This is a genomic window from Undibacterium sp. Ji49W (genome assembly GCF_049340205.1).
In the GTDB taxonomy this organism is placed as follows: domain Bacteria; phylum Pseudomonadota; class Gammaproteobacteria; order Burkholderiales; family Burkholderiaceae_D; genus Undibacterium.
Map to the genome: position 1 here is coordinate 1 of NZ_JBMPOW010000034.1, position 21,928 is coordinate 21,928.

Annotated in this window: 17 protein-coding genes, 1 rRNA gene and 1 pseudogene; 5 read left to right on the forward strand and 14 right to left on the reverse strand. The window is 51.0% G+C overall.

From position 1 onward, the window contains the following. From ACO0LK_RS26650 to ACO0LK_RS26690, 9 genes and pseudogenes are all read right to left on the reverse strand, one after another. A pseudogene (locus tag ACO0LK_RS26650) lies at positions 1-194 on the reverse strand (hypothetical protein); the annotation flags it as partial. Positions 195-519: 325 nt separating this feature from the next. After that, the gene (locus ACO0LK_RS26655; RefSeq protein WP_186950995.1) at positions 520-1,245 is read right to left on the reverse strand and encodes an amino acid ABC transporter ATP-binding protein; all 726 of its coding nucleotides are present in this window, start codon (positions 1,243-1,245) and stop codon (positions 520-522) included. A gap of 59 nt (positions 1,246-1,304) precedes the next feature. Then, the gene (locus ACO0LK_RS26660; RefSeq protein WP_422980552.1) at positions 1,305-1,997 is read right to left on the reverse strand and encodes an amino acid ABC transporter permease; all 693 of its coding nucleotides are present in this window, start codon (positions 1,995-1,997) and stop codon (positions 1,305-1,307) included. A gap of 1 nt (position 1,998) precedes the next feature. Then, on the reverse strand, positions 1,999-2,748 hold the full coding sequence (locus ACO0LK_RS26665) for an amino acid ABC transporter permease (RefSeq protein WP_422980553.1): 750 nt from the start codon (positions 2,746-2,748) through the stop codon (positions 1,999-2,001). Between the two features lie 119 nt (positions 2,749-2,867). After that, positions 2,868-3,815 carry a transporter substrate-binding domain-containing protein gene (locus tag ACO0LK_RS26670; RefSeq protein WP_422980554.1) on the reverse strand — a complete coding sequence of 316 codons (948 nt, stop codon included), beginning with the start codon at positions 3,813-3,815 and terminating at the stop codon, positions 2,868-2,870. Positions 3,816-4,010: 195 nt separating this feature from the next. Then, positions 4,011-4,907 carry an amino acid ABC transporter substrate-binding protein gene (locus ACO0LK_RS26675; protein ID WP_422980555.1) on the reverse strand — a complete coding sequence of 299 codons (897 nt, stop codon included), beginning with the start codon at positions 4,905-4,907 and terminating at the stop codon, positions 4,011-4,013. Positions 4,908-5,323: 416 nt separating this feature from the next. Beyond that, positions 5,324-6,610, reverse strand: coding sequence for a Glu/Leu/Phe/Val family dehydrogenase (locus ACO0LK_RS26680; RefSeq protein WP_422980556.1), 1,287 nt, complete (start codon positions 6,608-6,610; stop codon positions 5,324-5,326). Between the two features lie 237 nt (positions 6,611-6,847). Next, the gene (locus tag ACO0LK_RS26685; RefSeq protein WP_422980557.1) at positions 6,848-7,831 is read right to left on the reverse strand and encodes a LysR family transcriptional regulator; all 984 of its coding nucleotides are present in this window, start codon (positions 7,829-7,831) and stop codon (positions 6,848-6,850) included. A gap of 2 nt (positions 7,832-7,833) precedes the next feature. Next, complete coding sequence (locus ACO0LK_RS26690; RefSeq protein WP_422980558.1) at positions 7,834-9,723, reverse strand: ABCB family ABC transporter ATP-binding protein/permease; 1,890 nt, start codon at positions 9,721-9,723, stop codon at positions 7,834-7,836. A 300-nt stretch (positions 9,724-10,023) separates the two neighbouring features. Here ACO0LK_RS26690 and ACO0LK_RS26695 point away from each other — a divergent pair, with 300 nt between their 5' ends. Together ACO0LK_RS26695 and ACO0LK_RS26700 are read left to right on the forward strand one after the other, a co-directional pair. Then, positions 10,024-10,890, forward strand: a complete 867-nt coding sequence (locus tag ACO0LK_RS26695) for a 3-keto-5-aminohexanoate cleavage protein (RefSeq protein WP_422980559.1) — start codon at positions 10,024-10,026, stop codon at positions 10,888-10,890. Beyond that, positions 10,887-11,564 carry an acetyltransferase gene (locus ACO0LK_RS26700; RefSeq protein WP_422980560.1) on the forward strand — a complete coding sequence of 226 codons (678 nt, stop codon included), beginning with the start codon at positions 10,887-10,889 and terminating at the stop codon, positions 11,562-11,564. The genes ACO0LK_RS26695 and ACO0LK_RS26700 overlap by 4 nt, the downstream gene beginning before the upstream one ends. Here the strand turns inward: ACO0LK_RS26700 and ACO0LK_RS26705 are convergent. Next, on the reverse strand, positions 11,539-13,119 hold the full coding sequence (locus tag ACO0LK_RS26705; RefSeq protein ID WP_422980561.1) for a hypothetical protein: 1,581 nt from the start codon (positions 13,117-13,119) through the stop codon (positions 11,539-11,541). The genes ACO0LK_RS26700 and ACO0LK_RS26705 overlap by 26 nt on opposite strands. Before the next feature lie 344 nt (positions 13,120-13,463). Here ACO0LK_RS26705 and ACO0LK_RS26710 point away from each other — a divergent pair, with 344 nt between their 5' ends. Together ACO0LK_RS26710 and ACO0LK_RS26715 are read left to right on the forward strand one after the other, a co-directional pair. Beyond that, a complete protein-coding gene (locus ACO0LK_RS26710; protein ID WP_422980562.1) occupies positions 13,464-13,883 on the forward strand; it encodes an acyl-CoA thioesterase in 420 nt (139 codons plus the stop codon). A 6-nt stretch (positions 13,884-13,889) separates the two neighbouring features. Continuing rightward, positions 13,890-15,476 (forward strand): alkaline phosphatase D family protein, encoded by a 1,587-nt coding sequence (locus ACO0LK_RS26715; protein ID WP_422980563.1) that lies wholly within the window; start codon positions 13,890-13,892, stop codon positions 15,474-15,476. 122 nt (positions 15,477-15,598) lie between these two features. Here ACO0LK_RS26715 and ACO0LK_RS26720 read toward each other — a convergent pair whose 3' ends face one another. From ACO0LK_RS26720 to ACO0LK_RS26730, 3 genes are all read right to left on the reverse strand, one after another. After that, positions 15,599-17,275 (reverse strand): long-chain fatty acid--CoA ligase, encoded by a 1,677-nt coding sequence (locus ACO0LK_RS26720; RefSeq protein ID WP_422980564.1) that lies wholly within the window; start codon positions 17,273-17,275, stop codon positions 15,599-15,601. A 329-nt stretch (positions 17,276-17,604) separates the two neighbouring features. Further along, positions 17,605-19,686: a molybdopterin-containing oxidoreductase family protein gene (locus ACO0LK_RS26725; protein WP_422980565.1), complete on the reverse strand. Its 2,082-nt coding sequence runs from the start codon at positions 19,684-19,686 to the stop codon at positions 17,605-17,607. Positions 19,687-19,833: 147 nt separating this feature from the next. Further along, complete coding sequence (locus tag ACO0LK_RS26730) at positions 19,834-20,751, reverse strand: NAD(P)-dependent oxidoreductase (protein WP_422980566.1); 918 nt, start codon at positions 20,749-20,751, stop codon at positions 19,834-19,836. 131 nt (positions 20,752-20,882) lie between these two features. Here ACO0LK_RS26730 and ACO0LK_RS26735 point away from each other — a divergent pair, with 131 nt between their 5' ends. Next, positions 20,883-21,425: an acyloxyacyl hydrolase gene (locus ACO0LK_RS26735; RefSeq protein ID WP_422980567.1), complete on the forward strand. Its 543-nt coding sequence runs from the start codon at positions 20,883-20,885 to the stop codon at positions 21,423-21,425. Between the two features lie 401 nt (positions 21,426-21,826). Here the strand turns inward: ACO0LK_RS26735 and rrf are convergent. Next, a 5S ribosomal RNA gene (rrf, locus tag ACO0LK_RS26740) occupies positions 21,827-21,928 on the reverse strand; the annotation flags it as partial.

The following is a 21,928-nucleotide window of genomic DNA, read 5'->3' on the forward strand; positions in this document are numbered from 1 at the left end:
TAGATGGTGTTGACGGTTTGCGCTGTGGTCAGGTTGGCATACGTGTCTGCGTATTCTTTCTGAACGGAGAAGCTTTGCGCGATGTCTTTGAGGGACAGGTTGGATGCTGTCCAGTATGCCAGGCCCAGTGGGTCCGCTGGACGGTTGAAATAAGCGATGTAAAGCTTTTGGATGTCTGCAGCGGTATTGGCCATTTAGGTTTCCTGATTTATTGATTTATAAGAATGGGCTTGCTTTGGTTACACAATATTACAAATTTTAGCGTTTGGAGATTATCATGGGCATATCAATTTTCCTGTGACACAAATCACAAATACTCATTCAGTCAACAGACCTGATCAAGAATTTACATCAAGTAAAGACACCATTTGAAATTAACCTACAAGGAAAAGTGAAACTTGTTTCCACAAGGAAAAACAGCCCTGAACTGGTTCAGGGCTGTTTTTCAGATCTGTGAATCAGAGCTGTGATTCAAACTTTTTTGTCGCCACAAAAAATACTGCCGAAAATCCAATTCCATCAATGGATGATTTTCGCCAGGAAATCACGTGCACGGTCAGAACGGGCATTAGTAAAGAATTCATCCTTGGCGCAATCTTCGACTATGAGGCCCTTGTCCATGAAGACAATGCGATTTGCGACTTTCTTGGCAAACCCCATTTCATGCGTCACGACCATCATGGTCATACCTTCCTGCGCCAGACCCACCATGACATCCAGTACTTCATTGATCATTTCAGGATCGAGAGCAGATGTTGGTTCATCAAACAGCATGGCAATCGGGTCCATCGACAACGCACGGGCAATCGCCACACGCTGTTGCTGACCACCGGACAACTGACCAGGAAATTTATCCTTTTGTGCGATCAGACCAACACGGTCCAGGTATTTGAGACCACGTTCAGTTGCTTCTTCTTCTGAACGCCCCAGCACCTTGACCTGGCCTATAGTCAGATTTTGACGAATGGACAGGTGCGGGAACAGTTCAAAGTTCTGGAACACCATACCAATACGTGCACGTAATTTGGAAAGATTGGTTTTCGGGTCGCCGACAGATACGCCTTCCACCGTGATTTCGCCTTTCTGGAACGGCTCCAGACCATTGACGGTCTTGATCAGGGTCGATTTACCCGAACCTGACGGGCCACACACCACCACCACTTCACCTTTGGATACTTCGGTGGTGCAATCCGTCAATACTTGAAACTGTCCATACCATTTGCTGACATTACTTAATTTAATCATTTGAATTCTCCAGGATACTTTTTAGCTTTCTTATCGCTTCAATCTGTCACCAAATGCGGTCAGCGAATAATCGCTATCTTTTGGTTCAGTTTCTTGACCAGTGTCGACAACGCGAAGCAGGTGATGAAATACACCACACCGACGAACAGGTTGATTTCAACCGGACGGCCATTATTATTCGCAACCACGGTCGCAGAGCCGACAAAATCCTTGATCGACAATACGGATACGAGCGACACGTCCTGGTACAAAACGATGGTCTGCGTCAAAAGAACCGGCAACATATTTCTGAACGCCTGTGGCAAGACAATATGCCGCATGGTCTGGAAATAATTCATCCCCATGGCATTACCGGCCCATACCTGGCCACGTGGAATGGACTGGATACCCGAACGCATGATTTCGCAATAGTAAGCTGCTTCAAACATGACGAAAGTGATCAGGCAGGACATTAAAGGTCCAACCTTGACCGGCTCAGGAGAACCGATAATCCACGCACCAATATACGGCACCAGAAAGTAAAACCAGAATATCACCAACAACAGAGGAACTGAACGCACCAAGTTCACATAACCAGAAGCGGCAAGAGAAACAAAGCGATTACTGGACAAACGCATCATCGCCAGCAAGGTGCCAAGAATGATACCGCCGACCATGGCCAATACCGTCAGTTCAAGCGTGAACAGCAGGCCTTCGGTGATCAGATTCCACCAGGTGCGCTGGATAACTTCGAAGTCAAAATTACTAAACATCTTAACGTCCTCCCTTTGCAGCACCGCCAGTAATGAAGCCTGGCACAGCCAGTTTGCGCTCAAGGAAATTTGACAGCATGATCGCAGCGACAGAGACGAACAGATAAATCAGCGTCGCAGCTGTAAATGCTTCAAATGTTTTATAGGTAAATTCATTCATCGAGCGTGTACGTGACATCAATTCAAGCACGGTGATTGTGGATGCGACCGAACTGTTTTTGATAATCGCCGCAACTTCATTCGTCAATGAAGGCGTAATGATGCGGAAGGCCATAGGCAGCAAGACATATCTATACGTCTGGATTTGAGTCAAACCCAATGCCGTACCGGCCATTTTTTGCCCGCGTGGCAAGGCATTGATACCTGTCGACACCTGAACAGCCACACGCGCCGAGGTAAATAAGCCAAGACTGATGACGGCGGTGTAAAACGACACATTCGGTAAATTCTTCATCCACATACCCAGGGCATCGGGTACCAGTTCTGGTATGACAAAATACCAGATGAACATTTGCACCAATAAGGGAATGTTGCGAAACAGCTCGATATATCCGTTCGATAAACGGACCAGCCATTTGTTTTGCGTTGTACGCATAGTACCGATGATCGAGCCCAAGACCAGGGCAATGATCCACGCCAGCATGGCCAGCGCCAACGTCACTTTGACACCCCAGATCAGGGTATCAAAATACGTGCCGCCGCCGTCAAGCGCATCCTCCCAATAAATATTCCAATTCCATTGATAATTCATGTTATCTCCCCAAAGCTTCGTTCGTCACCCAGTATCGATGACGGACCTTGCAAAATAAAACGGGAGGAGACTCTCCCCCCGTTTTGATCTGCCCTATTTCTTATAGCCCTGCTGCTGTTTTATTTTTTCTTTTTCAGCACAGCTTTTTGCGCTTCTGGCACAGCTGCATACGCAGATGGTTCGCCCGAATCTGTTGGCTTCGCCACCACTGCCTTGAGTTGTTCAGACATAGGTATGTTCAGATTGATACCTTTTGGTGGAATTGGTTGCTGAAACCATTTGTAGTAAATACGGTTCACATCGCCAGAAGTCAGCACATTGCTGATCGCTGTATCAACTGCTTTCTTGAATGCAGCATCGTCTTTGCGCATCATGATGCCGTATGGCTCAACCGACAGGGCTTCTTTGCTGATTTCATAGTCAGTTGGTGCCTTGGAATTGGCAGCCAGGGATGCCAACAGGATGTCATCCATGACGAAAGCAACGGCACGGCCAGTTTCTACCATCAGGAAGGCTTCAGCATGATCTTTGGCTGGCAGAATATTCATGCCCAGGTTCTGGTCAACATTCAGTGTCGTCAATTGCTTCAGGTTGGATGTACCGGAAGTGGAAACGACTGTTTTGCCTTTCAGATCTGCCAGAACTTTGATACCCGACGATTTTTTGGACAGAATACGATTTGCGGTCACAAACGTGGTTGGCGCAAACGATACCTGTTTCTGACGCTCAACGTTGTTGGTGGTGGAGCCACATTCCAGATCGATGGTACCGTTAGCCATCAGGGGAATACGGGTCGCAGAAGTAACGGGATTCATTTTGACGCTCAACGCACCCAGACCCAATTGTTTCTGAATTGAAGTCACGACCTTCAGACACAGATCGATGGAATAACCTTGATAAGACTGTTTGTCGTCGAGGTAAGAGAATGGAATGGAAGAATCACGTACACCAATGGTAATGGTGCCTGTGTCCTTGATTTTTTTCAGGGTTCCGGTTTCTTGCGCCTGTGCAGCACCAGCGATCAAACCTGCACCAATCAACGCACCCAACAATTTCGAAAATTTCATACTGTCTCCAGAAAGTTAAATCAAAAAATTCATCGCTTTGAGTTTAACAAAACCCTCAGCTTACTTGCCGCTTTTTTTACCCGACTTAATACGTAATACTACTTATTCGACTTCTGCAAAAACGAAGCTGTCTTGCTCTCCGTTATTCTTTTTTTCATACCCCTGACAAATTACATCCAGGCATGTTCCAGAATCTTAATCTGCCACCTTGTCTGAAGGGAAACGTATGTTATCCCGCAACAAAAAGCCCATAGGCATATTCAAATTTGCCCCTTTTGGGGGCACAGGTTTGCGAAACCACTTGTCATACAGCTTATTGATTTCACCGTCGTTCATCAAACGTGCCATTTCACGGTCGACCAAAGACTTGAATGCGGGATCATCCTTGCGCAACATGACTGCGTACGGTTCGGTGGACAGCGGGTCGCCCACCACTACAAATTTGGCCGGGTCTTTGGTATTGGCCCGCAATCCATACAGCAATACATCATCCATGGTGAAAGCATCGGCCTGCTGGTTTTCCACCATGCCGAAGGACTCGTTGTGGTCGTTGCCTTCCAGCAGCTTCAAACCCAGTCCACGCACCTTGTCGCGGTCATTCAGCAACTTGACCGTGGTAGTCCCCTTGGTCGTCACGACTTTTTTATCTTTCAGGTCAGTCCAGTTCTTGATACCGGAATCTGCTCTGACTACCATGCGCGCCGTCGCAAAGAAGTGCGGGATAGTGAAGCTGACCTGTTTGCGACGTTCGGCATTATTGGTAGTAGAACCACATTCCAGGTCCGCCTTGCCATCAACAATAGCAGGGATGCGGGTGCTGGGTGTGACTGCCAGATACACCACGTTCAGCTGCGGCAACTTCAATTCCTTCTTTATGGCATCTACCAGCTTCAGACAGATATCCAGTGAATAGCCTACCGGCTTTTTATCGTCGTTATAGTAAGAAAACGGAAAAGACGCTTCACGGTGAGCAATCGTCACTGTTTGCGTCTCTTTGATATGCGTCAGGGTGTCCGCAGCCGATGAAAGCGTGGAGCACAAAGCCAGTGCACAAGGCAAACTGGCCCTCACTACCCAATTTAAAACTTTCATACAAACCCCTTTAAGCTCAAGTCAGGATGGTAATGATAAAGATCAATGTACTTCAACAGAAAATTTCACAATCAACAAAATATTATTCGGTATTTTTTGCAATTAACACTTGCTCAAACATTCAGATATGCATGCAAATATTGTTCCACCGGAACTTCCACTAGCCTCTTTTTGCATTCGCAAGAGAATATTCGTGCAAAGTGACGGCATCATGATGAAAGTGATTGTGGTAAACACGTATTAAACACTCCCACGTTTCCCGTCACTCCATCTACACGCAGTCTTGCACCCGTACAAACACTTGCACAAACACCTGCGCTGATACCTGCAATCACAGCTAAAAAATCCGGTCCCAGAAACGACAATATCCACCACCTATATAGCATAGGTGATGGATAGTTTTTTACAATTTCTGCTTACGGGTAAAGGCCACGAACTTCACGTGCCTGTAGTACCCGGGAACATCCGATAATAAATGCTGCTGTACGCAATGATACTTTCTTGTCTTCCGTTACCTGCCAGACCGAGTTGAAGGCTTCCTTCATGATGCGGGTCAGACGCTGGTTGATCTCATCTTCTGTCCAGAAATAGCTGGAGAAGTCCTGCACCCATTCAAAATACGATACGGTTACGCCACCGGCATTGGCAATCACGTCTGGCACCACCAATACGCCTTTGTCGCGCAGGATGTCATCCGCTTCTGGTGTAGTTGGACCATTCGCGCCTTCGAGAATGATCTTGGCGCGAATCTGGTCAGCATTCTTGACCGTGATTTGCTGCTCCAGCGCTGCCGGGATCATGATGTCGCAATTGACTGCCCAGAATTCTTCATTTGGCAACACCGCTTCTATGCCTTCAAAACCGGCCACGCTACCTTTAGCAGCAACATGCTCCAGCAGTTTGCTCACATCCAGGCCGTTCGAATGGAAAATCGTGCCACCATGATCTTGCACTGCAACGATTTTGGCGCCAGCTTCAGCAAACAGGCGTGCTGCAATACCACCAACATTACCAAAACCTTGCACGGCAATTTTTGCACCAGCAATGCTCATGCCGCGTTTGGCAGCGGCTTCGCTGCCGACAACAAATACGCCACGGCCGGTTGCTTCACGACGGCCCAGGCTACCGCCCAGGGAAATAGGTTTGCCCGTCACCACGCCAGTGGCGGTGCGGCCTTCATTCATGGAATAGGTATCCATCATCCACGCCATGGTTTGCTCATTGGTGTTGACGTCCGGTGCCGGGATATCCTTGTCCGGGCCGATGATGATGCCAATTTCAGACGTATAGCGACGTGTCATGCGCATCAGTTCGCCGCGTGACAGGGTTTTAGGATCAACGCGGATACCGCCCTTGGCACCGCCGTAAGGTACGTTCACGGCAGAGTTCTTGATCGTCATCCAGGCAGACAGCGCCATGACTTCTGACAGCGTCACATCCTGATGGAAACGCACGCCACCCTTACCTGGACCACGGGACGTATTGTGCTGTACACGATAGCCTTCAAAGTGGGAAATCGAACCGTCATCACGCTCGATAGGCACATCCACGATCAGGATGCGCTTCGGACGTTTCAGGGTTTCCACCCAACGGGACAGGTGTCCCAGGTAAGGTGTGACGCGATCAATTTGCTCAAGGTAAACTGACCAAGGACCGGTCTCAGTCGGGGTAAGATAAGACGGTATCTGGTGCTGGGTGGACATGGTATGGCCTCTTGAAATGGTTGAACTGGTTTTGCAAATCTTTTCATTCAGGCCAGTCATTCACCGGCACTGAAAGCAGACGCATCATAGTCTTTTCACTCTGAAATCAGCCAATGCTTTGTTTGCATGTATCTATGCATGAAATGCATAACAATGAAACTTCGGTATGTTATACCCCGCACGTCATCCCTTTCTTACTTTTCTTTTTTTCACAATTCTTCACAAATTCTGACAACATCAGGTTTCACCATCAGCACGTCTCCGGCTTTTGCCTTGCTTGCCATTCGCTATCTTTTCACTGACCTGCAACTGCTCCAGATAATCCCACAAACGTGACACGATGAGTTTGCCTGGTCTTTGCAATGAGGGCCGTTCGCGGTACAGGCGAATTTCCATATTCACTTCCCATGCACCGCTGCCATCATCTGCACGTGCCAACTGCTTTTGTTTGACTTCACGCGTGACTGCTGACTCTGGTAAAAACGCTACGCCACGGCCCTCGAGTGCCATCATCTTCAAGCCTTCTGCCATATCGGTTTCATAGCATTTTTCAAGATGCAAAGGCTGTCTCGTGTCATTCAGAATCAGATCAACCATGCGCCCGAGGTAGGCGTTATTGGCATACGCCAGAAACGGCAATGGTGACCGCGCTGTACCCGGCAACAGCAACTCCGGCACACCGTGTTTGTCACAGCGGATATAAGCCCGCAGGGCCTCGGTTCCCATGCTGATCATGTCGTATTGACTGCTGTCGAGCAGCAAGGGCTGGCGCGGGTGGTGGTAGCACAGCAGCAGGTCGCAGCCGCCCTCGACCAGGGTCATAACGGCATCATGTACATTCAATGCCAGCAGGCGGCTGTTAATTTCACCAAATGCCGCTTCCAGCCCGGTCAACCAGCGTGGCACATAGGTCAGTGACAAGGTATGTGGTACGGCAAAATCCACTGTTGTTTGTGTGGTCGTGCGTTTGCCGCGCAACAGGGCCCGCGCATTATTGATCTGCCCCAGCATGGCGATGGCCTGCTCATAAAACACTTCACCGGCATGCGTCAGACGGGTGGGGTAGGAAGTGCGGTCTATCAGGTCGCTACCCAGCCAGGCTTCCAGCGATTGTATGCGGCGGGAAAACGCTGGCTGTGTGACATGCCGCAATTCGGCCGAGCGGCTGAAACTATTGGTCTCTGCCAGTGAGACAAAATCTTCCAGCCATTTTGTTTCCATGTTTATGCACTCACCAGTTCAATTTCATCCGCTTCATCATCATCTTCGATCACTTCCGTTTTCTTGCTTTGCTGACGTTGCCACATACGTGCATAGGCACCTTGCAGTTCCAGTAAATGTGCATGGGTGCCACGTTCAACTATACGGCCCTTGTCCATCACCAGTATCTGTTCTGCATCAACGATGGTGGACAGGCGATGTGCGATCACCAGACTGGTACGATTACGGGCAATGTCTTTCAATTGCGCCTGTATCAATTGCTCTGCATGCGAATCCAGCGCCGATGTCGCTTCATCAAAAATCATGATGGATGGATTTTTCAGCAAGGTACGGGCAATCGCAACCCGCTGTTTTTCGCCACCGGATAATTTCAGGCCACGCTCACCCACCATAGTGTCGTATCCATCGGGCAGTGTCTCGATAAATTCATGGATATAAGCGGCCTTGGCAACGGCGATAATGTCTTCTTTGCTGGCGCCGGGCTTGCCATAGGCGATATTGTATTCAATCGTGTCATTGAACAATACAGTGTCTTGCGGCACGATGCCAATCGCAGCCCTGACCGATGCCTGGGTCAGGTCGCGTAAATCCTGCCCATCAATAACAATGCGGCCGGATTGAATATCGTAAAAGCGGAACAAAAGTCGTGAAAGCGTGGATTTGCCAGAGCCGCTGTGACCGACCACCGCCGTGGTCGTGCCGGCAGCGATATTGAAATCCACATCAAATAAAATCTGGCGCTTTTCTTCATAACTGAAATTGACATGGGAAAAGCGGATTTCAGCCCCATTCTTATGCTGTATCTGCAAGGTTTTCGCAGTGCTGGAATCCGCCACCTCGCGGTTCTGGTCCAACAGCGAGAATAGCCTTTCCATATCGGCCAGACTTTGCTTGATCTCCCGGTACAGCACACCCAGAAAATTCAGGGGAATATACAGCTGTATCATAAAGGCATTCACCAGTACCAGATCACCCAGGCTCATGCTGCCGTCAATCACCCCCTGGGTGGCACGCCACAGTATCAGGGTAACCGCCGTTGCGATAATCATGGACTGCCCGGTATTGAGCAGGAACAGGCTGCTTTGTGATTTTACAGCGGCAGTTTCATAACTTTGCAGGCCGACGTCATAACGCTGTGCTTCGTATTCTTCATTGCCGAAATATTTGACTGTCTCATAATTCAACAGGGAATCAATGGCCTTGGTGTGCGCCTTGGAATCAAGCTCATTCATGGTCCGGCGAAAGTGCGTGCGCCATTCCGTCACCGTAATCGTGAAAATGATATAGGTCACCAGTGCCGATGCCGTGATGATGCTGAACCATTTGTCGTAATGTGTACTCAGGTAAATCAGCACCAGGCCAATTTCCAGCAAGGTAGGCACGATGCTGAACAGGGCATAGGAAACCAGCGAAGAAATGGCGCGCGTGCCACGTTCTATGTCACGCGTCACCCCACCGGTTTGCCGGTTCAGGTGGAAACGTAGCGACAAGGCGTGCAGGTGCCGGAACACTTGCAGGGCGATGGTGCGTACCGCTCTTTGGGTCACTTTGGCAAATACGAACTCACGCAATTCGGTGAACAAGGTTGTTGACAAACGCAAGGCGCCGTATGCAATCAGCAAACTGACCGGCAACACCATGACGGCAGCCGGATGTGCGGGACTGATCGTCATGCTGTCCACCAGTTTTTTCAGGATCATGGGTACGCCGACGTTCGCCAGTTTGGCGGCAACCAGAAAAGACAGCGCCAGCAATACACGCCACTTGTAGGCCCATAAATACGGCAGCAGTGTCTTGACGGTGGCCCAGTCGTCGCGCTTACTGTCGCTGGCGGCCGCGGTGGAAGGCGTGGCTGGCAAGCTCGAGCTACGGTTGGTTTCTCTGCGTCGCATGTAGAGGATTCTCGCTTTAATTGTAAAAAATAGTGTCGTGAGTGGAGTTGAATACAGGGCTAAATACAGGGTTGAATACAGGCCGCAAATAGCGCGCACCTTCATGAACAATACGACTATTGAAAATTATAGGGCATAAACGATTTTACTTACGGACCAGAGTGCAGTGGCTGTTGCGGACTTTACCCTGTAGCTGTCGTACAATCTGTATCTGATTATAGACAGGCATATACCGGCATTTTCTGGTGTTTTCCGCCCTACCCCGGTTTTTATCGCGACTTGCACCAGACCAATAAATCTATGAGCTTTCCGTCTCCGCTGATCATTAACCTTGCGCCGACTGGCATGGTACCAGTACGCAGCCAGTCTCCGCACATTCCTTTATCACCAGAAGAAATCATCGCCGACGCTGTGTTGTGCGCGCAGCAAGGTGCGTCCATGTTTCACTTGCATGCACGTGATGCCGATGGTGTTCCGACAGACGATGCTGCCACCTATGAATCCATCATCCGTGGCATACGCGCTTACTCGCCGGAACTGATTATTGTGACCACAACCAGTGGCAGACGTTCGCCCGAAGTGGAAAAACGTGCCAGCAGCCTGCGATTGAGCGACAGTTTGCGCCCGGACATGGCCAGCCTGACGCTGGGTTCCATGAATTTTTCGCGGCAAGCCAGCCTGAATGCCCCTGACACCATCGTGCAACTGGCCGGCATCATGCAAGAGCTGGGCATCAAGCCAGAACTGGAAGTATTCGACCTTGGCATGGTCAATTTTGCCAAAGTGCTCATAGACAAAGGCTTGCTGAAACCACCTTATTACTTCAATATCATTTTAGGTAATCCTGCCACCGCACAGGCAAAACTGCTGCACCTGGCCGCCATCGTCGGTGACTTGCCGCCCGACTCCATCTGGTCGCTGGGTGGCATAGGTCGTTATCAAACTACGGCAAACGGCCTGGGTGTGGTGATGGCGCATGGTGTCAGAACTGGCCTGGAAGACAATTTGTGGCTGGATGACGAACGGACCACACTCGCCACAAACGCGCAACTGGTGGCCAGAGTAGCAGCCCAGGCAAAGGCATTGGGTCGGCCCATCGCTACGGCCCCCACCGTCAGGACTATGCTGGGGCTGGCAAGCAGTACTTCACCGAAAGACATCGCATGAGCGGACAACAACTGGTCATTTTCGGTTCCAGCAATATCCTGTCCGATCTGTTTGACTGTGCACTGGCTAACGGGCTGATCGTATCAAAAATTGTTTTGCATACGCCAGAACCACCGGGTGAACGCGATATCGCCCTGCATGAGCGCATCCAGCAATGGGGGCAACATGGACCTGTGCCTGAAATCCTGGATCTGGCTGATTTCACGCCTGGTGAAAACGAACTGTATCTGCTGGGCCCGACCACACCCACCCGTGCCGTGCTGGAAGAACAACTGAACCAGCGCTTCAAACTGCAATTCCACACCCTGATACATCCGCGTGCCTATGTGTCACCGCTGGCCAAGCTGGCACCTGGTGTCTTTGTGGGTGCCAACAGTGTAATCGGGCCCGGTGCCGTGCTGGGTCGTCACGTGTTTATCAACCGTGGCGTGACCATTGGTCACGACACACATATCGGTGCATTTTCACGCGTGCAGCCAGGCAGTAATGTTGGCGGGCTGTCGCGCATAGGGCATAGCGTGACGATAGCAATCGGGGCCACACTGCTGGAACGGCTGGTCATCGGTGACCACGCCTTTATCGGTGCCGGTGCCGTGGTTATCAGCGATATTGATGCCGGTGCGCTGATGTTGGGTATACCCGCCAAATTCAAGAAGTCTGTGCTGCCATCCTGATCTGAAAACGCTGCAAGGCCAGCTCGCAGGCTATTTTCAAACCAGGTGCAGCGCGTGCCAGATCCAGATGCTGATGAAAGTGCTCTTGCATTGCCAACCCCACCGATTTCCTGATGTCTGGCTGGCTCAGCCACAATTGCAAGGTCTGGAAATACCCGGCCATACTTGTCATCGCAGCGCGACCAAGCTTGTCACCACCGTCCGATCCCTGCATGCTGAGTGCTGGCAAGCCCAGCGACATGGCTTCTGCCACGGCAAAGCCGCCACCCAGCATGGGCGGGTTGATATATATATCACTGCAAGTCATGTATTTGAGCGCATCGCTACAAAATGCGATGCATCTGACCTGCCCTGTTTTGGCAGACTGCAAGGCGGTTGGCATGGCACCATTGCCACCAACGATGAGCCACACCGTATCCGGAAATGCGGCCAGAATGGCAAGCATGGATGCCGCCCATTCGCCGGTGATCCTGGCTTCACTTTCACTGACCAGGGTAAGTAGCACTGACTGATTTTTTGCCAGTCCCAGCGTTGCACGCTCTAACTGTTCTGGCACGTCTGGCTGATGTAGACGGTAAGGATGATAATGCGCCTGGCTGGGTGGAAAAGCCTTACCCCACTGCGCGGTGACTGTGGCATGCAAGTCCTGCTGTGCGGTCAGCCAGACATCCGCAGGCAACATCGGCGATAGGGAATTGATGCCCAGACTTAACACGGGACGGACCGGATAAAGTGCGGCCGCCAGGCCAGAATACAGGCCGATCGACATCACCAGATCCGGATCAAACTGTGCCATCTGATGCAGCAGACTTTTCCATCTCTGCATCATGGAAAAACGCACATCACCAGTCACAAACTGACCACCCTGCCCCAGATAACGTTCCCAACCTGCTGTGACAAATTCAGGGTCGGACATAAAGGAATGGCTACCCAGAAAATGCTTGAAATCCGGCCCCAGCATTTCCTGTGCAGAAAACAAAGCGACCTCATAACCGTTTTGTCGCAGGCTGTCTGCCTGCTGCAATGCCATGAGTGTGGGCGGATGTTTGATATTCGTCAGCAAGGGTGCGATCAGTGCCACCTTGCGGATGTCTGTAAGCGGACGGTCTTTCAATACCTGTGCAGGTTGCAAAGTCTGCCATATGCATTGATTCAGCAACGCAGTAATCTGCGGCAATGCGAGTTCTAGCAAGCGCAGGCGGAACGCGTCACGCCCCGGTGTGTCGAGCAACACTCTTTGCCAGCTGTTTTGTAAAAATGTAATCAGGCGATCGGTGTCAAGCGGCTGTAAAGTCAATATGATTTGGCCAGCCTGCTGTAAATATTCCGGCCTGCCTGTCAACATATCCAGAAAGGTGGCGCGATAAAAACCTGCCAAGCCATTGCCTTCAACATTCAGTAATAAAAATTGCTCCAGTTGCAGCGACAGTGCGGGATGCGCCTGACGTCGCAAGATCTGTATCATCTGATGCCAGCAATGACTGGCCGTCGGATTCGCGACTGTGCGGCGAACCACATCATCGAGTAACAGCAATTCTTCCTGTTTCACATCCATCAGGCGTTCATCCCTTATGCATTATCGGTTATTAAAGCGACTGCCACATTGACATCCGGCGCAGTTTTCAAGATGCACAATTTTGGCACTTTTTATGGCGTCATTTAAAAAAAATGCTGTTTTACTGTCTTTTTTGTATGTGGCTGGCCTGCCAGACCTTTTTATCAACAAGAATTCCCGCAATAGATGTGTCAACAATGCTTAAAAATGGAAAACAAAGAGCGATATATCAGCAAACAAACATCTGGCAAGCCACTTGCTTTGCTCAGACTGTGTGAAAATTGGTTTAAGATTTGACACCAATCAATCGCGATCTCATTACTCTTACTTTTCAGGCAAAAAACATGACAGAACATACTCAATCGGGACTTCCCTCCCATATGCCGACCCTGCGGGTCATGCCCATGCCCGCCGACGCGAATGTGCATGGTGACGTTTTTGGTGGCTGGATCATGTCCCAAGTCGATATTGCCGGTGCCATTCCTGCTGCCCGCCGTGCGAATGGCCGGGTTGCCACGATTGCGGTGAATTCCTTCCTGTTCAAACAACCTGTATTTGTCGGCGACCTATTGTCCTTCTATGCCGAAGTGGTCAAAGTCGGTAATACCTCGATTACCGTCTCAGTGGAAGTGTACGCAGAACGTAACCGTCTGCAAGCCAGCACCGTCAAGGTGACGGAAGCCACGCTCACTTATGTCGCGACCGGGAATGACAGGAAACCACGGCAAATTCCTCCACTGGAAGATATTGCCAAGGCAGGTTGATTGTTCATGAAGCTGTCACGCCGTCTGTTTTTACAGCAATCCTTACAATTCACTACCCTGGCTGCAATGGCACAGGCATTTCCCAGCTTTGCTGCCGAACGCAGCACGGCATATCCGTTCAGCCTGGGTGTCGCTTCCGGCTCACCGCGCGCAGACAGCGTGGTCTTGTGGACCCGGCTGCTGCCCGATCCGCTGAACGCGCAGGCGCTGCCAGCCATCGTCTATAAGCTGCGCTGGGAAATTGCTGAAGATGATAATTTCCGTCGCATCGTCAATAAAGGTGAGGCACACGCCCTGCCGGAGCTTGGGCATAGCGTACACGTCGATGCCACGGGCTTGCAGCCGGATCGCTGGTACTGGTACCGCTTTATGCTGGGCGATGCAGTCAGCCCGGTGGCACGCACCCGCACGGCACCGGCGCTGGATGCAGTGGTCAGTAACCTGCGCCTGGCAGTCGCCTCCTGCCAGCACTGGGAATTTGGTGAATATGCAGCGCACCGTCATATTGCGGCCGCCAATCCTGACCTGATTGCCTTTCTGGGGGATTATATTTATGAATGGGGCCCGTATGACACACGCCACCCAGGCAAGCCGCGCAAACGCGAGCAAGAGAGTTTCACACTGGCAGATTATCGCAGTCGTTATGCCCAGTATAAAACCGATCCGCAATTGCAGGCGGCACACCATGTTGCACCCTGGATAGTCACCTGGGATGATCACGAAGTCAGCAATGACTATGGCAATGACCGCGATGAACGACTGGATGTGAATTTCCTTTTACGCCGTGCGGCAGCCTATCAGGCTTTTTATGAACACATGCCGGTACGCCTGCATGCATCGGTCAGTGAAGCCGAGCGTTTCAGCAATATGCGCATCTATGACCGTTATGACTGGGGCCGGCTGGCACGCTTTCATGTCCTCGATGACCGGCAATACCGTTCACACCACGCCTGCCCCAAGCCAGGCCGGGGCGGTTCCAATTCGGTGTCGAATGCAGAGTGTAGCGAGCGCATGGACCCCAGTCGCACCATGCTGGGCCAGGAACAGGAAAAATGGCTGGGTCGCGGTTTCGCCAGCTCCACTGCCAAGTGGAATATCCTGACGCAGCAAACGCTGGTGGCGCAATCGAGTCAGACTGCTGTCACGCAAGAGGGCGACGGTAAATTCTGGACCGATGGCTGGGACGGTTACCCGGTCGCCCGCCAGCGCCTGTTTGAGGATATCCAGAAACACAAGCCAGCCAATCCGGTGGTCATTTCTGGTGATGTGCACACATTTTATGCTGCCAATCTGAAGCGCGATTTTTACACCAGATCATCCCCATCCAATCCCATATTGGCAACCGAATTCTGTGGTACTTCCGTGACGTCCAGTTCTCGTCCGCAAGAACGTACGGATCAGTATGTGGCACAAAATCCGCACATCAAATATGGCCGTAGCGACAAGCGAGGTTTCATGCTGATGGAAATTTCACAAACCAGGATGCTCACACATTTTCTTGGTCTGGACGATGTGGCCAAAGCCGATTCAGGCATTGCTACCCTCAGCAGCTTTATTGTGGATGATGGCAGGACGGGTCTCAGCTTCGCCTGAAGTTTCAGAACTCAGGCATCTGTTTTTGCAGAACCCTGAAATACAAAAAGGAAGGCCCTTGAATAGCGGCCTTCCTTTTTTCACACGCGCGGGTAAGTATCCGCGCCATCTGTCTTGTTTGCTTACGCCTTTTTCTCGTCCCGCAGTTCACGTCGCAAGATTTTGCCGACATTGGTTTTTGGCAAATCCATACGGAACTCGATGTACTTAGGTTTTTTGTACGCAGTAAACTGTTCCTTGCAATAATCCATAAGCTGATCAACCGTCAGTGATGGATCCTTGCGAACCACGAACAGTTTGACCGCCTCACCTGAATTGGCATCAGGTACACCAATACACGCGCATTCAAGCACGCCCGGATGCATGACTATGACTTCTTCAATTTCATTCGGATACACATTGAAACCGGAGACCAGTATCATGTCTTTCTTGCGATCGACGATCTTGGTATAACCCGTTTCATCCATCTTGCCTATGTCACCCGTTTTAAAGAAACCGTCCGCTGTCATGACCTTGGCAGTTTCGTCTGGACGATTCCAGTAGCCCACCATCACTTGCGGCCCGCGTATGGCGATTTCACCTGCGGTGCCCAAAGGTACCGGGTTGCCGTCGTCGTCCAGTATAGCGATTTCAGTGGAGGGAATAGGCAGGCCTATGGTGCCGGAAAAATCCTTGGTGTCGGCTGGATTGGCGGTTGCTACCGGTGAAGTTTCAGACAAACCATAGCCTTCAGCAATGGCACAGCCCGTTACCTTCAGCCATTTGTCGGCAACGGCTTTTTGCACGGCCATACCGCCACCGCTGCAAATTTCGTAACCGGAAAAATCCAGCGTCGCAAATTCTGCATTATTCAATAAACCGTTATACAAGGTATTCACTGCCGGGAAAATATTAACCTTGTAATTACGCAGCTCCTTGATGAAGCCAGGGATATCACGCGGATTAGGAATCAACAGATTCATCGCACCTATGCGTGTACCCAGCAGGCTGCATACGGTCAGGGCGAAGATGTGATACAGCGGCAAAGCACAGACGATCACTTTCTGTTCATCTGTATGACCGGTCATACTGGGTGACAGCCAGGCGTCATTTTGCAAGACATTGGCGACCACATTCTTATGTGACAGTGTCGCGCCCTTGGATACGCCGGTAGTACCACCGGTGTATTGCAGGAAGGCGATATCGTCATGGGTGCTGGCCACCGGTGTAAAGTTCAGACGTTCAGCTTCTGATGTCATCTGATTAAAACGTATCGCTAACGGCAGGGAAAATGCAGGCACCATTTTCTTGACATGGCGTACCACGAAATTGACGATCATGCCTTTCAGGCCGCCCAGCATGTCACCCATGCTGGCAACAACAATGTGTTTGACTGCGGTCTTGCTTAATACATGTTCGAGCGTGGTGGCAAAATTTTCCAGAATGAAGATGGCTTCGGCACCAGAATCTTTCAACTGATGTTCCAGTTCACGCGGTGTGTAGAGAGGATTGACGTTAACCACGGTATAGCCTGCACGCAATACAGCAGCCATGACGACGGGATATTGCAAGACATTCGGCATCATGATGGCAACACGCGCACCTTTTTTCAGGCCCTTGCTTTGCAACCATGCGCCCACTTTTTTGGACAGGGTGTCAAGTTCGCCGTAAGTCATGCGTTTGCCCATGCAGGCATAGGCATCACGTGTTGCAAATTTCTGGAAGGCTTCTTCCAGCATCTGCACCAGTGACTGGTACTGGTTCACATCAATTTCCGCCGGTACACCTGCCGGGTAGGATTTCAGCCAAAATTTATCCATATTTTCCTCGTCTCTGATGATTGTTGTTGTATTGGTGTCCCAAGGCCCGGCCTTCGCATCGCACTTGTGAAAGCGCTGCAGCACAGGCAAACAGGGCATTGCCGGAATTTGATTCCAGTTCTCGCTTGATGCTATCGGCTAAGCTCGGGCATGGCAAGTGTTTTAGGCAAGACCTGAAAACATACTCTAGGAATATGTCGCATTGCACCAATTTTCCCGCACGCAATTTAGCCCGTTTTTGATGCAGGACAAAGACAAATGAACAGATGCATCCACTGGAAACATTCAAAAATACAGCATGCAATATTTTAGCTGTTGGCGTCGTTCAGTCAGGCGCACTTCTCCACTTCGACCAGCGTGTCGTAAAAAGTAGGGCCACCACCCATGTCGGTGAGACGTTGATTCGTCACTTCATTGGCATTCTTGTGATCGCTGGCCAATTTTTTCCACCAGATGGACAAACCAACTACCAGGCCCGGCCTGGCTTTGTCCGTAACGCGTGCCACTGCCTCGAAACTGCCACGGTCATTGAATATCCGCAAGCGATCACCCTGAGCAATATGGCGTTGCGCCGCATCCTGGGGATGTATATCCAGATGCGGCTGCCCTTCGGTATCACGCAGGCTTTGCACGTTGACGAAAGTCGAATTCAGGAAGTTCCTTGCCGGTGGTGAAATCATCGCCAGCGGAAAACGTGCCGCCAGTTCCGGATTGCTGGCCAGGGACTCATACGGCGCAATGTAGGCAGGCAAAGGATCCAGCCCCGCTGCCGCCATGCTGGCGCTATAAAATTCGCACTTGCCAGACGGTGTGCCAAAGCCGCCATTGGCAAACGGTGCGTCTGCCACTTTCAGTTTCGACCAACCGGTCTTCTTCAATGACGTCCAGTCAAAATGCACGGCATGTGCATGCTGTTTATTGAAGGCCTGGGCGGCAATTTCATCATCGGTCTCGCTGAAGCAATCTTCAGTCAGGTTCATCGCCTTAGCCAGCAAACGGAAAATTTCGGTATTCGGTTTGGCTTCGCCCAGGGGTGCAATCGCTGCATTGTTTGCCATCATGTACAGGTGACCGTAAGTGCTGTGTATGTCTACGTGTTCCAGCTGTGTGGTGGCTGGCAACAGGATGTCGGCATAGTCCGCCGTGTCTGTCTGAAAATGCTCAAGCACGACGGTGAACAGGTCCTCACGCGCAAATGCCTGCATGACCTTGCCCGATTCTGGTGCAACAGCCACAGGGTTGGAGTTATACACGATCACGGCCTCGACTTTGGGACCAAAGTCCGCCGATGTTTCACGCAATAAATCATCCCCTATGGTGCTCATGTTAATGGTACGACGTAGCAAATCGACAGGGAATAAATCTGGCCTATGCAAAACTGCCGTATTTTTTGGAAATGCATCCGACAAGGACAGTTGCGCACCGCCGGCAGCATGGCGCCAGGCACCGGTCAGCGCTGGCAGACAGCAGATATTCCTGACTGCCATGCCACCGCCATGTACCCTTTGCACGCCATAGTTCATGCGTATCATGCTGGCTTCGCCGCGCTGACCACATTCTCCATAGTCGCGGGCCAGTTGTATGACTTCTTCTGCGGTAATGCCGCAGGTAGCAGCAGTGCGCTCTGGCGTCCATTCGGCAGCGCGCTCACGCAGTTGTTCAAAACCCAGGGTATGGTCATTGATATAGGCGTGATCCAGCAAATCTTCTTTGATCAGCACGTGCATGAGACCCAGTGCCAATGCTGAATCCGTTCCGGGCAACAAAGCGATATGCTGATGGCATTTCTCGGCAGTCAAAGAACGGTAAGGATCAATCGCAATCAGCCTGGCACCCTTGCGCTTGGCTTCCCGCACACGCATCCAGAAATGCAGATTGGATGCAATCGGATTGCCACCCCAGATCACTATCAGTCTGGCATTTTGTGTCTGTTCAATATCGGTACCCATACGTGTACCAAGTGTATATTTGTAGCCTGTGCCACCCGCTGTGGCGCAGATCGTGCGATCCAGAAAAGATGCACCCAGCCTGTGAAAAAAACGTTGCGCCATACTTTCGCCCTGCACCAGACCCATGGTACCGGCGTAGCTATAAGGCAGGATGGCCAGTGGTTTGCTGGCGGCCAGCGGCTGCAGCTTGCCTGCAATAATCGCAACGGCTTCATCCCAACTAATGCGGGCGAACTTGCCTTCCCCTTTTTTGCCTATGCGTTTTTGCGGATACAGCAAACGGTCAGGGTGATAAGTGCGCTCGGTATAGCGTGACACCTTGGTGCACAGCACGCCGGCAGTTGTAGGGTGCTCAGGATCACCCTTGACGGCAGTGGCAACACCATCTTCAACGGTAACGTGCAAAGCACAGGTGTCGGGACAATCATGCGGGCATACGGCCCTGACGATATTGCTGCTCATATTCATTCCTGTTCGAACGGTTTTTCTTTATCTTGCGGTGATACTTACCTGAGCTTGTATCCTAGTCCAATCAGCGCCATCGCAAAGGATACAAAACCGGTGTTTTTTGCGCTATCAGTACACACTGAATGATCACTGGGTATTCATTTAATCCGGTAACACATCCGGCTGTTCACCAAGTCGCTTGCCGGGATTACGCTCTTCCAGTGCAAGCAAAGCGGCAGAGTGATCGGCATGTGGATGGGTAGGCAACAAACTGCGATATACCTCGCTGACCATACTGGTAACAGGCAGACTGATGCCTGCATCCTGCGCCGCCAGCAAAATATTTTCCATATCCTTGGCCTGGCTTTTGACCTGACCACCAGGCATGAAAGTACGGTCCAGCATACGTTGCCCATGCACTTCCAGTATCCGGCTTTCAGCAAAACCACCACGCAAAGCCTGGCGTACTGCGGCCGGATCGGCACCACCGGCCTGTGCCAGCAACAAGGCTTCTGCCACGATATTGATGGTGCCACCGACAATCAACTGGTTACACAATTTTGCCAGTTGCCCGGTACCTGGCCCACCTACTCGGAAAGGCTTACCCATTGTAGCGAGGATAGCTTCCACCTGCTGATAGACCGCCATTTCGGCCCCAGCCATAATCGCCAGCGTGCCTGCTTCCGCGCCAATGACACCGCCCGACACGGGTGCATCTATAAATTGATGCCCATGTGCCTGCAATTGCGCATACATCGCCAACGCCTGGGCCTGCTGTATCGAACTCATGTCTATCACGATACTGCCTGCCGGCAATGCGGGCAAAATACTCTGCACCACTTCGGCAACCGCATTACCATCTTCCAGCATGGTAATGATGACACCGCCACCTGATTGCTGTACGGCTTCCGGCGCCGTGGCAGCCACTTTGGCGCCATGCTGTTCCAAGGTGACAGCCTTGGCGTAAGTCCGGTTCCACACCGTGACAGAGTAGCCTGCGGCCAACAATCGCCTCGCCATAGGCTTGCCCATCAATCCTGTTCCCAGAAAGACAATACGTGTTTTGGCCGATGATTTCACCTTGGTTTCCTCTACTTTTTTCGTGTATCTGCATTGTAATCGCAGCATCCAGAGAACATGTTGCCAGACATTGCTACAATAGCGATTCTGATGTTTGTCTGATTTTGTATTTTTACCTGAAAGCCAATTATATGCGCCTGCGTATTACTTCATTATTCGCCATCGCAGTGACTGCTGTGTGTGCCAGCTCTTCTGTATTTGCCCTGGATTCAGCCTCACTCGAATTCGCGACCGGCAACAAAACCAAAATGTTACGCGCTGGCCTGCAATCCAACTGGGACAATCAGTGGTTTTCGTCCAACGGCACTCACATTGGCGGCTATTGGGACGCGACCCTGGCGCAATGGCAGGGCAACAGCTTTCAAGGCAAGAGCGGAGCGACACAAAATCTGACCGATATCGGCATCACCCCGGTATTTCGCTTTCAAAATGACAGCAAAAAAGGGTTTTATGGCGAAGTCGGCATAGGCCTGCACATGCTGTCTGAAATCTATGACAACAATAGCCGCCATTTCTCCACCAATTTTCAGTTTGGTGACCATATCGGCGTTGGTTACGTGACCAAAGACGGCTGGGATTTGGGCTTCAAGATCCAGCATTATTCAAATGGCGGTGTCAAACACCCTAATCCAGGTGTGAATTTTGCGGTGTTGAAGGCCGGGTACGCGTTTTAAGGTCTTTACCTCAGTCGCATTGAAATAAAAAAGGAGCTTCGGCTCCTTTTTTTGCCTATCTGATTGGTGACCCAAGACCGTTAACCACAGAGACACATAGACACAGAGAAATGAAAGAGGATCTGGCAGTGTGAAGCAGCCCCTCATCAGCACAGAAACTCGGTTACAAAGGAGTTAGCCTTAAATTCGTCGCTCCAGCGCAGGCTGGAGCCTGGTGGCGTTGATTGAAGCGCCGTGCGGTGTGATCAGGATACGCTTGAGCGCCAGGAGAGCGGTGCGCGCAGCGCACCCTACGCAGTGAAGAAGCGCTACGTTCTTGAAGTTGTTTTACGCGGTGATATTCCGTCCGCGCAAAAGCAAAACCCCCACTCATTAGCTGAGCGGGGGTCTGCGGAATAAAAGCCTGACGATAACCTACTTTCACACTGGTTGCAGCACTATCATTGGCGCGTAATCGTTTCACGGTCCTGTTCGGGATGGGAAGGGGTGGTACCGATTAGCTA